Genomic DNA, 14976 nt, shown 5'->3' with positions numbered 1-14976 from the left:
CAAGTTGCACTGAATCTATATTTATTTGGATGCAGAAGTATTTGAATTTGCCACGTTGCTTATTTCTCGCACAAACAACTTCCGCCAGGCATCTCGGGTTTCATCTTCCACCAGCTGAGGCATAAAACCGAAGGCCAGGGTGCGTTCCCCACGCACCATGATGCCGCGGTCCTCTCGCTTCAGGGGTTCCCTGGCCAGCACCTTGTAGCCCGGACGGGGCGCCATGGATGCATAGCTTGTGTACATGCGTCTTGTAGGCTTGAGTCGGTAGACCTTGCCGTCAATGAGGAAGACACCACCGTTCTTCTTCCACTCAATATTGGCAATACCAAACACCTCATGCATCCAGTCAAATGTGGGTTTGCCGTTTTCGTCAAATTCACCCAGGCGCATGTCCTGAATCAGTACCCCGCCTTTTTTCCAGTAGGTGGCTAGCTTGGTCTTGATGTTCTGGGGCATGGCGGCCTGGTGGGGCACCAGGATGGCATCCAACTGTTGGATGATGGGTTCGTCTGCGAGAAGGTTCTTTTCGCCGATGACGTGGACCTGCATGCCGGGCTCGCTGCTCAGGATCTTGTAAGACGCGAACAGCGCATCGCGGTGGGTGTTTCTGCCCGCGCTTTTCTCACCGTGCCACACGTGGAAGTTGGTGGTGGAGCCCAGGATGCCAATTCTGACCCTGCGTTCCGTGCCCGCTGTGACGGCGGGGCCCGGCTTGGCAATGCGGGCGTGAAGCTTGTTCAGCTGCAGGCCAGCCAGCGGCCCCCCACCTGCCTGGTGGTGGAAGCCTCCGATCTCGTAGCCCATCACATGGGGCTGGGCCAGCGACTGGGCCACCGCCTGCTGGATGACGGGGATCAGCTCTGGCGTCTTCTTGGCTGCTTCCCACCGCTCACCATATGCGCCCACCATGACTTTCTTGTAGCCCAGTGAACCCATGTAGTTGGCCAGCGTGGGCAACACATCGGGGTCTGCCACCAGCCCATAGCCATCGTAGAAATTGAAGTCGATGACTGCGATGTCAATGCACGGGGCCAGCTTTTCGACGACACCCGTGGCGTAGATGGCGTCGTGGGAGGTAAAGGTTTCTGCAAAGTAGCCAATCGCCTCTGCCCCCTTGCTCCGGATCACATTGGCGTAGGCACAGGTGGCTTCCTGGAGCCGGGTTTCCCGGAATTCCTTGTGGGCGTGCAGCAGGGGCTCTGCTTTAGGAACACCTGCTGCGATGTGGTTGTTGTAGTTGATGATGGGCTGTTTGGCGTTGTACTTTTTGGCAAACGCATCCTGGGTGGACTCCTTGTAGTCCCGCCACTGGTAGCCCATCTGCCCGTACTTGATTTCGTGCTCTTCCTGCAGGCCGATGGCGTAGCCCAGGACCTTGCCGGGGTAGCGCTTGGAGAAGTGATCGACCGTCTGCGCAATGAATGGGTCTGCATACTTTCTGATCGACGCATCGGTGAAGTCGGGCTGCCAGCTGGGGTCGCCCGAGAAATTGCGCATGGCCATGTCTGGATGTGCCGTGGTGATCCATTGCGGCACGGTGGACATGTTGGGCACGAGCTGGCCCGTCTCGTCCTTGTAGGGGCGTCCACCCATGTCAATGACCAGCAGCAGCGACAGGCCGCCGTTGACGATGGCATCCAGATGGCGGTGGTACTGGGAAAATTCGTACTGGCCCTTGCGACTTTCGATATCGGACCAGTTGAGATAGAAGGTGGCGTGGCTGAAGCCCTGGGCCTTGAGTTCGCGGGGCAGGTTCTGGTTGTGATTCAACTCCCAGGGCATGACGATGGTGCTGGAGACAGGGGCGGGTGGAGGTGGAGTTGCATGGCTGGCCAGCGCAACCAGCGAAACAAGGAGGGCGACAATGCGGAGAATTTTTTTCATGAAAGCGCTGGAAGAAGGGTTCCGTAGGAGGCGTTGGGCGGCCTGGATTCACAAAATGCGCCCCTCGCTGGGCGGTCGAAGCGCTGGTAACAAGAGGGATTTCCATTCCATTGTTCCATGAACAACAGGGGTTCCTTGATCTTGTGCTGCGCTACACCGGCGCGGGGTGGTAGTGCGCCACCACCCGCTCGGAAGCCCGTTCAGCAGGCCGTCTGCACCATCTCCGCCAGCGCATGCACATAGGGGTCCTCGATGCCCAGCACGCCGAATTGCGTGACCAGCTGATCAAGGTATTCGCGGTTGCTGCCAATGCGGCCGCAGGCGCTGGCTATGGTGGCGGCGGTGGCCTGCATGGACAGGTCGCCCCGGTAGTGTGGATGGGCTGTATTGGCCGTCAGCACCAGCGCCTGGTTGACAGCACCCTGTGGCGTCTGCAATGGCAGCAGGGCGGGGCAGTAGGCGCCGGTGATCATCTCGCGGCGCCAGAGCAGGCGCGACTCCTCTTCAACCGCACAGGCCGGAATGCGGAACACCAGCCCGTCGCAAGACTGCGCTGCGTCGCGCTGCAGCGTGAGCACAAGGCCGGGGCAATCCGGTGTGCCCCGGCCGATGGTGGTGCTCAGCGCAAAGCGCCGGGCGAATCCCGGCAGGTGCGCCCTGCGGACTTCGGCAAACTCCAGGCCGGGGTTCCACATCAGCGATCCATACGCAAACACCCACAGGTCGTCCCGGCGTTCGGACACGCCCGCCAGCACCTGGCGGCGCGAGCGCTCGACGTCACCGTCGGGCAGGCGCCAATCGATGGGCAGGCCCTGGCTGCGCGCCTGCGCGTCCCATTCCGCCAGGACCTCGTCGGTCAACCGCAGTCCGCAGGCGTGGGCGGGGGTGAGCCGTCCTTGAAGTTCGGGAAGGTGCACAAAGGCAGGGGGCGTCATGTGCTGGGGCTGCAGGATGCAGGAGATCGTGGGGCAATCTCTACTGTAGTGGTCCGAGAACGGTTGGATCAATGGGCCGACTGACAACTCAGTGTTCCAGCGATGGTGTTGATGGCGGCGCGCGGTGACGTGTTACGGCAGAGGCCATGAAAGAAGGGGGCGCCGCCGTGGCGATGGCCCGTCAGCGGCCCACAAATTGCGCGCTTTGGCGTTGGTGAAAGGCCTCCACCCCCGCACGGAAGTCCTCGGTGCCCGCGCAGTGCACAAAGGCGTCTTTTTCGGCCGCCAGTTGTTCGGGCAGAGTGCGGTCCATCGATGCGCGCATGAGGCGCTTCATCGCGCCGTAGGCCACGGTAGGTCCGGCGGCCAGGCGCTGGGCAAGGTTGGTGGTGGCACTGTCCAGTTCGGCGGCAGGCACGATGCGGTTGATGAGGCCCAGGCGCAGCGCGTCGTCGGCGGTGAAGGCTTCGCCCAGCAGCGCGATCTCCAGCGCCTTGCGCAGGCCGACGGTGCGCGGCAGCGCCCACGAGGCGCCCACGTCGCAGCTGGTGCCCAGGTTGATGTAGGCCAGGTTCAGGCGTGTGCCTTCGGCGGCGATCACGTAGTCGGCCATGAGCACCAAGCTCAGGCCCGCGCCCGCCGCCACGCCATGTACCTGCGCGATGACCGGCGCGTTCATCTGCGTGAGCAGCTGCAGCGCTGCGTTGAGCGGGGTAAGGATGTCGATGGCGCCCTGCACCGGGTCGGCGCGCAGGGTGGTCAGGTCGCCCCCGGCCATGAAGCCGCGGCCGTTGCCACACAGCACTGCGGCGCGCACGCTGGGGTCGGCGGCAATGGTCTGCACGGCGGCCAGGAAGGCGTTGGCCATGGGCACATCGATGGCGTTGAGCGCATCGGGCCGGTTAAAGCGCAGCGTGGCAATGGCGCCGTTTCGTTCCAGCAGCAGGGGGGCGGTCGGGTCGGCGGCGGTGGTTTTCATGTCAAATTGGCCTCTGGCGCTTGACGGATAAGCGTTGATAGCTCCTGTTTTGATAGTGATCTACGCGGCAAGTGGTGAGCTCCGGGCTAGTGGTACAGCGCCTCGATCTCGGCCGCATAGGTCTTGTAGATGCTGGAGCGGCGCACCTTCATGGTTGCGGTCACCTCGCCGTCGTCGTGGTCCAGCTCCTTGGTGAGCAGGTGGAACTTGCGGATCTGCGATACCTGCGCGAGGCGCTGGTTGCCCTGGTTGATTTCTGCATCGATGAGGCTGCGCACCTCGGGGTGCTCCACCAGCGAGCGAAAGTGCGTGAACGGAATGCGCCGCGCCTCGGCCCACTTGCCCACGGTCTCGTAGTCGATCATCACCAGCGCGCCGACGAACTTGCGCGCCTCGGCCACGATGATGCATTCCTTGATGAAGGGGCTGCCCTTCATCGTGTTCTCGATCTCGGACGGCGTGAGGTTCTTGCCGCCGGCCGTGATCATGATGTCCTTGAGGCGGTCCACGATCTGGATCTGGCCTTGCTCTTCGCGCACCACATCGCCGGTGTGCAGCCAACCGTCCACGATGCTGCTGGCCGTGGCGTCGGGGTTCTTGTAGTAGCCCGCAAACACCATGTCGCCTTGGATCTGGAGTTCCCCGTTATCGGCAATGCGGTGCGTGACACCTTGCGTTGGGACGCCCACGGTGCCTACCACTACGTGGTCCAGACGGTGGCCCGTGACCATGCCGGTGGATTCGGTCAGGCCATACACCTCGATGAGCGGCACGCCGAGCACGCGGAAGAAGCGCACCACGTCGGGCGGAATGGGCGCGGCGCCGGTGAGCGCCACATGGGCGTTGCGCAGGCCGATGAAGTTCTGCAATGCGCGGAAGACGAGCCAGTAGCTCGTGGCAAAGGTCAGCTTGTCGGCAGCGCTCCAGGCACTGCGCGGCTTCTCGGCCAGCGGTTTGCAGGCGTTGTAGGCCTTGTGGAACAGCGCGCGGCGCAGGCCACCCGTTTCCTGCAGCTTGATGTGGATGGCCGCGTGCAGCTTTTCCCAGATGCGGGGCACGCCCAGGAACATGGTGGGAGCGACCTCGCGCAGGTCTTCCTGCACGGTGCGGATGGACTCGCCAAAGTTCACCTGCGAGCCGATGTACACCGGCACAAAGCTGGTCAGCATCTGCTCGGCCACATGGCACAGCGGCAGGTACGACAGGTGGGTGGTCTCGCGCGACAGCTCCAGCCGGTCCACGATGCCGGGCACCACGCCCCGGATGTTGCGGTACGAAATCATCGCGCCCTTGGGCTTGCCGGTGGAGCCCGAGGTGTAGATCATCAGGCCCACATCGTCGAGCCGCTGGCGTGCGAGGGCTTCGTCGATGATGGCTTGTTGGCCCGACGCTGCGCCCAGCTGTTCCACCTCGTCAAACGTGGTGATGAACTGCCGCACCTCGGGCGCAAAGCTGCGCAGGCCCTTGGTCTCCATGACCACGATCTTTTTCAGGCGCGGCAGCTCGGGCAGTGCAGCCAGCAGCTTGTCGGTCTGCTCCTGGTCTTCGCAGACCATGATCTCGATGTCGGCATGGCCCACCACATAGGCCACCTCGTTGGTGGGGCTGGTGGGGTACACACCCACGGTCACGGCACCCACCAGGCCCGCGCCCATCTGGGCCAGCACCCATTCGATGCGGTTCTCGGAGATCACGCCCACATGCCCGCCCGGAGGCAGGCCCAGTGCCTTGAGGCCCAGGCCGAAGTGGCTGGCGCGCTGGTGGTACTGCGCCCAGGTGAAGGGCTTCCAGATGCCGAAGTCCTTTTGCCGGATGGCGATGCGCTGCGCGTCGGTGCGTGCGCGTTCGCGCAGCATCTGCGGCAGGGTGAGGTCGGGGAGTTTGCTCATGACAGCCAGCGTTTGCGACGCTTGTAGTGCTTGATGTCCTTGAAGCTCTTGGCCTCGCCACCACCGCCCATGCCCAGATAGAACTCGCGCACATCGGGGTCGTTGGCTAGGCGTTCGGCCGTGCCGTCGATCACGATCTTGCCGTTCTCCATGATGTAGCCCCGGTGCGCCACGGCCAGCGCCACGGTGGCGTTCTGCTCCACCAGCAGCATGCTGGTGCCCCGCTCGGCATTGATGCGCGCGATGATGGTGAAGATGTCTTCGACCAGCTTCGGAGAAAGTCCCAGCGAGGGCTCGTCCAGCAGGATGAGCTGGGGCTGTGCGATGAGCGCGCGGCCAATGGCCAGCATCTGCTGCTCGCCGCCCGACAGATAGCCGGCCAGGCCCTTGCGCCGCTCGTGCAGGCGCGGGAAGTAGTTGTAGACCAGGTCGAAATCCGGCGTTGCATCCCTGCGCCCCGTGAGCGCATAGGTGGCGGCCACCAGGTTCTCTTCGACCGTGAGGTCTTCAAACACGCGGCGGCCTTCCATCACATGGCTCAGGCCATTGCGCACCAGCTGCTGCGGCGCCAGGGCCGCTGTGGGCTGGCCATTGAAGCGGATGCTGCCGCTCTCCACCGTGCCATCTTCGAGCGCCAGCAGCCCCGACACCGCTTTGAGGGTGGTGCTTTTGCCCGCCCCGTTGCTGCCCAGCAGCGCCACGATCTGCCCCCGTGGCACGGCCAGCGACAGGCCCCGCAGGGCCTGCACCACCTTGTTGTAGATGACCTCGATGTTGTTGACTTCGAGGACGTTGGCCGGGGTTGGCTGGGTCATGGCAAAGGCGAGGTCAGAGCTTGATCCAGTCAGATGCGGCCACCATTTTTTGCGCCTTCATGTCGGCGCGGTACACGCGGCCCACGGGGATCGAATTCCCGCTGATGGTGATCGGTACGCCGATCAGCCCGCCCGTGTCGAAGTCCTTGATGGAATTGAGTGCGGCCTTCAGGTTGGGGCCGGTGAGGGGCTTGCCAGCGTCCAGCGTGCGCTTGGCTGCCTCGGTGAACAGCATCGCGGCCAGGAAGCCCTGGATGTAGGCCGTGCTCTGGTACTCGGGCCGCAGGGCGCGGATCTTCTCCAGCATGGGCGCCTTCTCAGTGTCGTAGTAGTAGCGATACGGCATCACACCCATGAAGCCGTCGGCGGCGTCGCCCATCTTCATGACGGTGGAGCTGTCCATGGTCCAGAAGGTGCCCATCCACTTGCTGGTCATGCCCTGCTGCTTGCCCTGGGTGATGAACTCAGGGATGGGCGCGAGGATGTAGCCGTGAAAGATGGTGTAGTCGGGCGCCGCGCGGCGCAGCTTGATGACCTCGGTGGACACGTCCACGCTGCCGGCGGGCGTCATGATCTTGATGGGCACTGACAGGCCCAGCTGCTTGGCCATGGCTTCGCTGGACTCGATGGGGTCGCGGCCGAATTCCGAATCGGAGTACACGAAGGCCACCTTGGCACCAGGCTTTTCCTTGGCGATGTGCTTGAGCAGGATGCCGAACATCTCGGTGTAGTCGGGGCCCACGAGGAACTGGTTGGGGTACTTCTTGGGGTCGTTGAGTTCGGTGGCAAATGATGCGCCCGCCATCAGGATGTTGCCGTTGCGGTCCAGCTCGGGGTTGATGGTTTTGGAGAAGCCCGTGGAGTCGCCGTAGTACAGGTTGACCTTGTTCTGGCTGGTGATCTTCTTGAACGCAGCCACCGACACATCGACCTTGTAGCCCGTGTCCTCGGGCACGTACTTGACCTTGCGGCCCTTGATGCCACCCGCGTCGTTGAGCATCTTCACGTAGTCGCCCATGCCCGCGTTGATGCCCACGCCCGCAAACGCGAACACGCCGGTGAGCGGGATGGAGCCGCCGATCACGATCTCTTCAGCGCTTTGCGCCAGCACCGACAGCGGGCTGGTGAGGGCGGCGGCGCCAGCGGCTCCGAGCAAGAGTTGGCGGCGCTGGAAGGAAGTGCGTTGTGTGTCCATGGTTGTCTCCTATAGGTTTAGTTGCGGAAAGGCCAGAGATGGAAGAAACGACGGATGCGCCGCCACACTTCGGCCAGGCCATGGGGCTCGAAGACGAGAAAACCGATGATGAGCAGGCCAAAGATCACGGTGCGCACGGGCGAGAGGAACACGGTGAGTTCTGTGCCACCGGGCAGCAGGCCCACGACGAGCTTGAGCAGCTCAGGCACCATGGTCATGAACACCGCGCCCAGGATGCCGCCCAGGATGGAGCCCATGCCGCCGACGATGATGGCCGCCAGGAAGAAGATGGACATGAGCAGTGGAAAACTCTCGGGTGTGACCACGCGAAAGAAGTACGCCCACAGCCCGCCAGCCACGCCCGCGTAGAAAGACGACAGGCCAAACGACAGCAGCTTGTAGCGCAGCAGCGGAATGCCCAGCACCTCGGCAGAAATATCGCGGTCGCGGATGGCGATGAACGCACGGCCCACGCGCGTGCGAAACAGGTTCGCAGCGCCCAGCAGCATGAGGATGGTGACCGGCACGATGAGCCAGTACAGGCGGAACGAGGTGTCGAGCGCCATGCCAAACAGCTTGGCGGGCGGCACGCTCAGGCCCCCAGTGCCGCCAGTGAACTTCCAGTTGGCAAAGATGAAGTGCGCGATGAACGATGCGGCAATGGTGGCAATGGCCAGGTACAGCCCCTTCACGCGCAGCGAAGGAATGCCCACCACGATGCCGCCCAGCATCGCGACCAAGCCACCGGCCAGCAGGTTCAGTACAAAGGGTGTGCCCACCTTGGTTTCCAGCACGGCCACCGTGTAGGCCCCCAGGCCCATGAAGGCCGCCTGCCCCAGGCTGACGAGGCCTGTGTAGCCCGTAAGGATGTTGAGCCCCGTGGCGCTGGCCACGTTGATGCTGACCAGGCAGGCCAGGTACAGCCAGTAGTCGCTGGCCATGAAGGGGAACAGCACCAGCAGCGCAGCGCCCACGGCCAGCCACACCTTTTGCGTGCGCGAGTCGAACAGCGCCGCGTCGGCGATGTAGGTTTCCTTGAGGGTTCCGATGCGCATGGATCAAGCCTCCAAGGCGCAGATGTGTTTTGGCATCGTCGGCCTGACATTTGCCAAGCCTTTGTGCGAAAGGCCGCGGAGCAGGCCATGCGAGTGACCGCCGTGGAACCGGCTTTGCCGGGCCACCGGCGGTGTCCCCCTTGAGGGGGAAGACGCGAAGCGGCGCAGGGGGTGTTTCATAGTCTTTCGATTTCGTGGGTGCCGAACAGGCCATAGGGCCGCACCAGCAACACGGCGACCAGCACGATGAACGTGGCCAGCAGCTTGTATTCGCCGCCCAGGTAGGCCCCGGCCAGCGCTTCGATCAAACCGATGAGCACGCCCCCGATGAGTGCGCCCAGCACGCTGTCGAGCCCGCCCACGATGACGACGACCAGCACCGACAGACCGAACACGCCCATGCTGGACGAGATGCCGCCAATGGAGCCGACGATGATCCCGGAGACCGCTGCGATCATGGCCGACACCACCCAGGCCAGCGAGAACACACGCGGCACGTTGATGCCGACGGAATAGGCCGCAGCCTGGTCGCTGGCCGTGGCGCGCAGGGCCACGCCACCGCGCCAGAAGCGGAACACCACCAGCACCGCCGCGATGAACACGATGGCAATCACCGCGCCCCAGAACACCTTTGGCGCCAGGAACGCGTCGCCGACCATGATGGGCTGCGTGGGCATGAAGTCGGGCAGGCGGCGCTGGTCGGCCGTCCAGATCATCTCGACCAGGCCCACGAGCACTGAGGCCAGGCCCACGGTGACCATGAAGACGGAAATCGGCGGTTCGCCCAGCAGCGGGCGTATCATGGTGCGCTCGATCACGGCACCCAGCAGGCCTGTGCCCAGCACGGCGGCCGGAATGGCCAGCCACAATGGCAGCGCAAACGTGGCGGCAAAGGTGAAGAACAGGTAGGCACCGACCATGAGCAGCTCGCCAATGGCGATGTTCACTACGCGCGTGGCCTTGTAGACCATGACGAAGGCCAGGGCCGCCAGTGCGTAGAGCCCGCCGCCTGCGATGCCCGTGAGGCTGATTTCAAACAGGTAGGCCCAGTCCATCATGCGGCTCCCTGCGGGGTGGCTGGGTGGCTGCTGGCCCGCAGCTTGGCGCGCAGGTCGCCCACATCGCCCGCACCTAGGTAAGCGCGGATGACCTCGGGGTCGGCTTGCACCACGGCGGGCGTGCCCTGCGCGATGACCTGGCCGAAGTTGAGCACCACCACGTGATCGGACAGGTCCATCACCATGCCCATGTCGTGCTCCACCATCAGCACCGTCACGCCCCACTCCTCGCGCACGTCGAGGATGAAGCGCGCCATGTCTTCGGTCTCTTCGCGGTTCATGCCGGCCACGGGCTCGTCCAGCATCAGGATCTGCGGCTGCATGGCGAGGGCCCGGGCCATCTCCACGCGCTTTTGCAGGCCGTAGGGCAAGGCCGAGACGGGTGCGTGGCGGATGTGGTCGATTTCGAGAAAGTCGATGATGCGCTCCTCGATGTCGCGGCGCAGTTCGGCCTCTTCGCGGCGCGCGCGGCCGAAGTACAGCAGCGCGTCGAGCACGTTGGTTTTGAGGTGCGCGTGTCGGCCCAGCTTGATGTTGTCGAGCACCGTCATGCCGCGAAACAGCGCAATGTTCTGAAAGCTGCGGCCCAGGCCCAGCTTGGCGCGCTGCGGTGCGGTCACGCGGGTGATGTCCTGCCCCTGAAAGCGGATGGACCCCTGGCTGGGCCGGTAGAAGCCCGAGATGGTGTTGAACAGCGAGGTTTTGCCCGCACCGTTGGGGCCGATGACGGCGGTGATGGAGCCGGGCTGCACGTCAAAGCCTACGCCGGTCAGCGCCTTCACGCCACCGAACGCTAGGGTCACGCCCTGCACCTGCAGCAGGGGCGTGGCAGCAGCGGGGCCGGAAGGGGTTGTCTCCATTGGCTTTCTAATACGGGTTGTTCGCAGCTTCTGAACAGAAATTTCTCTGGAACCCTGCAGAAATTTCCTACTTGTGCGTAAACTGTTTACTCGTGAGTAGATTCTGGAAGCCGCCACCCCGTTCAGCATCCGTACTTTCCCGAGGAATCGCCCCCCATGCCCCAGGCCAAAGCGGCATCGACCCGACGCAGCAGCAAAAGCAGCACGAGCAGCGGCAGCAGCCCCCAGCGCGCGGCCCCCAAGCCCTCATCCGCAGCCCCGGCCCCCGGGCCCGAAGACGCGCCCGACGCCGCTTCGCCCTGGGCTCCTGTCTCGCACCGCGAACGACAGCGTGAGGCCAAGCGCAACGCCGTGCTGCAGGCGGCGGCCCAGCTGTTCAACGAGCGCGGCTTTCACGCCACCTCGCTCGACGACATCGCTGCGCGCCTGAACGTGACCAAGCCCACGCTGTACTACTACGTGAAGAACAAGGACGAGATCCTGTTGCAGTGCGTGGGCAAAGGCCTGGCGATGATGCTCGAAGGCATCGACGCATCCCGCGCCGCAGGCGGCAAGGCCATCGACCAGCTCATGACCTGCATGCAGGTGTATGCGCGCATCGTCACCATGGACTTCGGCATGTGCCTGATCCGCGTGGGCGACGAGCAGGTGCCCCCCGAAAGCCGCAAGGAGCTGCGCCGCCTCAAGTCCGCCATCGACCAGGAGTTCCGCCGCCTAGTGGCTGAGGGCGTGGCCGAGGGCTCGATCCAGCCCTGCGACCCCAAGATCACGGCCTTTGTGATTGCAGGTGCGCTCAGCTGGATCGGCCGCTGGTACCAGCCCGGCGGCGAGTACACGGCCGAGCAGGTCGCGCAGCAGTGCATTGCGACGCTGTGTGATGGGGTGTTGCGGCGGTCTTCGCACGACGCTGCGCTGGGCGCTGCTGCCATGCCCGCACCCCAACGCAGGGCGGCGAGCGGCAAAGCCAAGGCATCAGCCCGGCCCAGCGGGGGGTGATGCGCCTCGTGGGGCCGGAGTTCAAGCCAAATTGGCCTCTGGCGCTTGATGGATAAGCGCTAACAGCTATTGATTTGGTAGCGTTTTGCGCTGTGCCCTGGGGGCGTGGTGTTCTGCCTGTCCCGCCGCCAGGTCGTCCAGAATGGGGCAGTCCGGCCGGTCATTGCCTTTGCAGCACGACACCAGTGTTTGCAGGCTGCGCTGCATGGCCTGCATCTGGGCGATGCGTTCGCTCAGGTCGTCGATGTGTTGTTGGGCGATTCGCTTGACCTGGCTGCTGGCGCGGCTGCGGTCGTGCCACAGGCCCAGCAGCTCGGCGATTTCTTCTATCGAGAAGCCCAGGTCGCGGCTGCGGCGGATGAAGTGCAGGGCGTGCACGTCGGCCTCTGTGTACTGGCGGTAGCCGCTGTCGGTGCGCGCCACGCCGTTGATGAGGCCCAGCGATTCGTAGTGCCGCACCATGCGCGCCGAGATGCCTGCGCGCTTGGCAGCGACGCCGATGGGCACGGGCCAGGCGATGGGGCGGGGCGCTGTGGCCCGGGTGCGCGGGGCCTGTGCTGTATTAGGGGAATGGGGCGTGGTCATGGTGTGGCCCTCGCTGGGTGCGTGGTGGCGCGGCGCTCAGGCCGCGACGGTGTAGCCTTCTTCGGCAATGGCGGCGGCCAGGGCTTCGCGGGGGGCGGTGCTGTCCACGTCCACCTTGCCGCTGGCGCGGTCGATGCGGACCTGGGCGTCGGGGTCTACCTGCTGCACGGCCTGGGTGACGGCGCGTTCGCAGTGTCCGCAGGTCATGCCCTGCACTTGGAATGTGGTGGTGGTTGCCATGGTGTGTCCTTGTTGGGGTGGAAAAAAAGTGGCCGTGGATGCGACCGAAGCGAATGTTGAAGCTTGACATCGTGGCAGAGTCAAACACCGCTCAAGACACTCATGATGTGAGGGTTGATCAATATCAATGCTTGACCTTGCCATCACGTCAAGGATCAGCATCCCCGCCATGAACACCATCACCACCCCCCCCAACACCGCGCCCGGGTCTGTGCACTCGCTGGACCTGGGCATTTCTGGCATGACCTGCGCAAGCTGCGTGGGCCGTGTGGAGCGTGCACTGCGCAAGGTGCCGGGCGTGCAGGAGGCCTCGGTCAACCTGGCGACCGAGTCTGCGCGCATTGCCTTTGTCACGCAGGTGGGCGCCGACGCCGCCGCCATGGAGGCGGTGCTGCGCCGCGCGGTGCGCAATGCGGGCTACGAGCCGCGTGCGGCGGGGCAGGAGGATGCTCCGGAGGACTTGTCGCCCTGGGCCGGCTTTTTACCCGTGGGCATTGGCCTGCTGCTGTCGGCGCCGCTGGTGCTGCCCATGATCGGCGACCTGTTCGGCCAGCACTGGATGCTGCCGGCCTGGGTGCAGTTTGTGCTGGCCACGCCGGTGCAGTTCATCCTGGGGGCACGGTTTTACAAGGCGGGCTGGCATGCGGCCAAGGCGCTGAGCGGCAACATGGACTTGCTGGTGGCGCTGGGCACCAGCGCGGGCTGGGGCCTGTCGATGTGGCTGTGGCTGACGGCGCCCACGGACCACCCGGGGCATGCGCCGCACCTGTACTTCGAGGCGTCGGCCGTGGTGGTCACGCTGGTGCTGCTGGGCAAGTGGCTGGAGGCGCGCGCCAAGCGCCAGACCACGGCGGCCATCCGTGCGCTGCATGCGCTGCGGCCGGATGTAGTGCATTTGCTGACCAAGCAGGGCGAGGTGGATGTGCCAGTGTCCGAGGTGCTGGTGGGCGACGAGCTGGTGGTGCGGCCGGGCGAGCGCATCCCGGTGGACGGCACGGTGCACGAGGGCCACACGCAGGTGGACGAATCCATGCTGACGGGCGAGCCCTTGCCGGTGGCGCGCGATGTGGGCGCGGCGCTCACGGGCGGTTCGATCAATGGCGATGGCCGCATCGTGATGGCGGTGACGGCCGTGGGCGCCGAGACGGTGCTGGCCCAGATCATCCGGCTGGTGGAAGACGCGCAGGCGGCCAAGGCGCCGATTCAGCGGCTGGTGGACCAGGTGTCGGCCGTGTTTGTGCCCGTGGTGCTGGTGGTGGCGGTGGTCACGCTGCTGGGCTGGCTGTGGATGGGCGTGGGCATGGAGGCCGCGCTGATCCACGCCGTGGCCGTGATGGTGATTGCCTGCCCTTGTGCGCTGGGGCTGGCCACACCGGCGGCCATCATGGCGGGCACGGGCGTGGCAGCCAAGAACGGCATTTTGATCAAGGACGTGCAAGCCTTGGAGCTGGCCCACAAGGTGGATGTGGTGGCTTTTGACAAGACCGGCACGCTGACCGTGGGCCGGCCCAGGCTCACGGCGTTCGAAGTGGTGCCAGGCTTCGACGATGCGGCCGTGATGGCGGCGGTGGCTGCGGTGCAAAGCGGCAGCGAACACCCGCTGGCGCGTGCCGTGGTGGCGGCTGCGGGCGAGCGGCAGATCAGCGTGGCCACCGGGCAGGACGTGCGCGCCGTGCCTGGGCGCGGCACTGAGGGCGAGGTGGACGGCCAGAGCTACCTGGTGGGCAGCCTCCGCTGGATGCAGGAGCTGGGGGTGGACCTGGGTACGCTCGCGGTGCGGGCACAGCAGCTGCAGAACGAGGGGGCCACCGTATCGGCTGTGGCCCAGCGCGTGACGGAAGGGTTAGCGCTTCGGGCCCTGATGGCTTTTGGTGACGAACCCAAGCCCGGTGCGCGCGAGGCGCTGGCGGCACTGAAGGCGCGTGGCATCCGCACCGTGATGATTTCGGGTGACAACCGCGGCGCGGCCGAGGCCATGGCCCGGCGCCTGGGGCTGGACCCCGACGCGGGCGAGGTGATGGCCGAGGTGCTGCCGGGTGACAAGGCCGCGAAGGTGGTGGCATTGCAACAAGGGCCTGATGGCAAGCGCCATCAAGTGGCGATGGTGGGCGACGGCGTTAACGATGCCCCGGCCCTCGCGGCTGCGGATGTGGGCATGGCCATGGGCAATGGGACCGACGTGGCCATGCACGCGGCGGGCATCACGCTGATGCGGGGCGACCCGATGCTGGTGGCAGCGGCGCTCGATATCTCGCACCGCACGGTGATGAAGATCCGGCAGAACCTGTTCTGGGCGTTTGCATACAACGTGGCGGGCATCCCGCTGGCGGCCCTGGGCTTTCTGAGCCCGGTGGTGGCGGGGGCTGCAATGGCGCTGAGTTCGGTGAGCGTGATGGCGAATGCCCTCTTACTCAAGCGGTGGCGCATGTGATAAATACGTACAACACGGTCATCGATGTCTGGCAAACTGCAACGATTTGTT

13 protein-coding genes are annotated in these 14976 nt (G+C 64.8%); 2 read left to right on the top strand and 11 right to left on the bottom strand.

Annotated elements, in window-relative coordinates:
• Positions 1 to 21: 21 nt before the first annotated feature.
• From ACODS0_RS06870 to ACODS0_RS06830, 9 genes are all read right to left on the bottom strand, one after another.
• Positions 22 to 1887, bottom strand: coding sequence for a beta-galactosidase (locus ACODS0_RS06870; RefSeq protein ID WP_488833822.1), 1866 nt, complete (start codon positions 1885 to 1887; stop codon positions 22 to 24).
• 200 nt (positions 1888 to 2087) lie between these two features.
• Positions 2088 to 2822 (bottom strand): gamma-glutamylcyclotransferase, encoded by a 735-nt coding sequence (locus ACODS0_RS06865; protein ID WP_488833820.1) that lies wholly within the window; start codon positions 2820 to 2822, stop codon positions 2088 to 2090.
• Positions 2823 to 3003: 181 nt separating this feature from the next.
• On the bottom strand, positions 3004 to 3801 hold the full coding sequence (locus ACODS0_RS06860; RefSeq protein ID WP_488833818.1) for an enoyl-CoA hydratase/isomerase family protein: 798 nt from the start codon (positions 3799 to 3801) through the stop codon (positions 3004 to 3006).
• 86 nt (positions 3802 to 3887) lie between these two features.
• Positions 3888 to 5690 carry an AMP-dependent synthetase/ligase gene (locus ACODS0_RS06855; protein WP_488833817.1) on the bottom strand — a complete coding sequence of 601 codons (1803 nt, stop codon included), beginning with the start codon at positions 5688 to 5690 and terminating at the stop codon, positions 3888 to 3890.
• Positions 5687 to 6505: an ABC transporter ATP-binding protein gene (locus ACODS0_RS06850; protein WP_488833814.1), complete on the bottom strand. Its 819-nt coding sequence runs from the start codon at positions 6503 to 6505 to the stop codon at positions 5687 to 5689. Before ACODS0_RS06850 ends, ACODS0_RS06855 begins: the two co-directional genes overlap by 4 nt.
• Before the next feature lie 13 nt (positions 6506 to 6518).
• Positions 6519 to 7700, bottom strand: coding sequence for an ABC transporter substrate-binding protein (locus ACODS0_RS06845; protein ID WP_488833812.1), 1182 nt, complete (start codon positions 7698 to 7700; stop codon positions 6519 to 6521).
• A gap of 17 nt (positions 7701 to 7717) precedes the next feature.
• Positions 7718 to 8755: a branched-chain amino acid ABC transporter permease gene (locus ACODS0_RS06840; RefSeq protein ID WP_488833810.1), complete on the bottom strand. Its 1038-nt coding sequence runs from the start codon at positions 8753 to 8755 to the stop codon at positions 7718 to 7720.
• 176 nt (positions 8756 to 8931) lie between these two features.
• Complete coding sequence (locus tag ACODS0_RS06835; RefSeq protein ID WP_462386536.1) at positions 8932 to 9813, bottom strand: branched-chain amino acid ABC transporter permease; 882 nt, start codon at positions 9811 to 9813, stop codon at positions 8932 to 8934.
• A complete protein-coding gene (locus tag ACODS0_RS06830) occupies positions 9810 to 10673 on the bottom strand; it encodes an ABC transporter ATP-binding protein (protein ID WP_488833808.1) in 864 nt (287 codons plus the stop codon). The genes ACODS0_RS06835 and ACODS0_RS06830 overlap by 4 nt, the downstream gene beginning before the upstream one ends.
• A gap of 156 nt (positions 10674 to 10829) precedes the next feature.
• On the opposite strand from ACODS0_RS06830, the gene ACODS0_RS06825 reads away from it, so the two are divergent.
• Complete coding sequence (locus tag ACODS0_RS06825; protein WP_488833806.1) at positions 10830 to 11669, top strand: TetR/AcrR family transcriptional regulator; 840 nt, start codon at positions 10830 to 10832, stop codon at positions 11667 to 11669.
• A 66-nt stretch (positions 11670 to 11735) separates the two neighbouring features.
• Here the strand turns inward: ACODS0_RS06825 and cueR are convergent, their stop codons facing one another.
• Positions 11736 to 12254, bottom strand: a complete 519-nt coding sequence (gene cueR / locus ACODS0_RS06820; protein WP_488833804.1) for a Cu(I)-responsive transcriptional regulator — start codon at positions 12252 to 12254, stop codon at positions 11736 to 11738.
• A gap of 36 nt (positions 12255 to 12290) precedes the next feature.
• Positions 12291 to 12494 (bottom strand): heavy-metal-associated domain-containing protein, encoded by a 204-nt coding sequence (locus ACODS0_RS06815; RefSeq protein ID WP_121421756.1) that lies wholly within the window; start codon positions 12492 to 12494, stop codon positions 12291 to 12293.
• Between the two features lie 169 nt (positions 12495 to 12663).
• Between ACODS0_RS06815 and ACODS0_RS06810 the strand changes: the two genes are divergently transcribed.
• Positions 12664 to 14925, top strand: coding sequence for a heavy metal translocating P-type ATPase (locus ACODS0_RS06810; RefSeq protein WP_488833802.1), 2262 nt, complete (start codon positions 12664 to 12666; stop codon positions 14923 to 14925).
• Positions 14926 to 14976 lie beyond the last annotated feature (51 nt).

It is taken from the genome of Acidovorax sp. FG60, from assembly GCF_057808995.1.
This window is presented reverse-complemented; position numbering and strand designations above follow the sequence as displayed.

Excerpts from the sequence above, each read along its gene's own strand:
- ACODS0_RS06870 (WP_488833822.1), bottom strand. The coding sequence starts at position 1,887 with ATGAAAAAAATTCTCCGCATTGTCGCCCTCCTTGTTTCGCTGGTTGCG.
- ACODS0_RS06865 (WP_488833820.1), bottom strand. The coding sequence starts at position 2,822 with ATGACGCCCCCTGCCTTTGTGCACCTTCCCGAACTTCAAGGACGGCTC.
- ACODS0_RS06860 (WP_488833818.1), bottom strand. The coding sequence starts at position 3,801 with ATGAAAACCACCGCCGCCGACCCGACCGCCCCCCTGCTGCTGGAACGA.
- ACODS0_RS06855 (WP_488833817.1), bottom strand. The coding sequence starts at position 5,690 with ATGAGCAAACTCCCCGACCTCACCCTGCCGCAGATGCTGCGCGAACGC.
- ACODS0_RS06850 (WP_488833814.1), bottom strand. The coding sequence starts at position 6,505 with ATGACCCAGCCAACCCCGGCCAACGTCCTCGAAGTCAACAACATCGAG.
- ACODS0_RS06845 (WP_488833812.1), bottom strand. The coding sequence starts at position 7,700 with ATGGACACACAACGCACTTCCTTCCAGCGCCGCCAACTCTTGCTCGGA.
- ACODS0_RS06840 (WP_488833810.1), bottom strand. The coding sequence starts at position 8,755 with ATGCGCATCGGAACCCTCAAGGAAACCTACATCGCCGACGCGGCGCTG.
- ACODS0_RS06835 (WP_462386536.1), bottom strand. The coding sequence starts at position 9,813 with ATGATGGACTGGGCCTACCTGTTTGAAATCAGCCTCACGGGCATCGCA.
- ACODS0_RS06830 (WP_488833808.1), bottom strand. The coding sequence starts at position 10,673 with ATGGAGACAACCCCTTCCGGCCCCGCTGCTGCCACGCCCCTGCTGCAG.
- ACODS0_RS06825 (WP_488833806.1), top strand. The coding sequence starts at position 10,830 with ATGCCCCAGGCCAAAGCGGCATCGACCCGACGCAGCAGCAAAAGCAGC.
- cueR (WP_488833804.1), bottom strand. The coding sequence starts at position 12,254 with ATGACCACGCCCCATTCCCCTAATACAGCACAGGCCCCGCGCACCCGG.
- ACODS0_RS06815 (WP_121421756.1), bottom strand. The coding sequence starts at position 12,494 with ATGGCAACCACCACCACATTCCAAGTGCAGGGCATGACCTGCGGACAC.
- ACODS0_RS06810 (WP_488833802.1), top strand. The coding sequence starts at position 12,664 with ATGAACACCATCACCACCCCCCCCAACACCGCGCCCGGGTCTGTGCAC.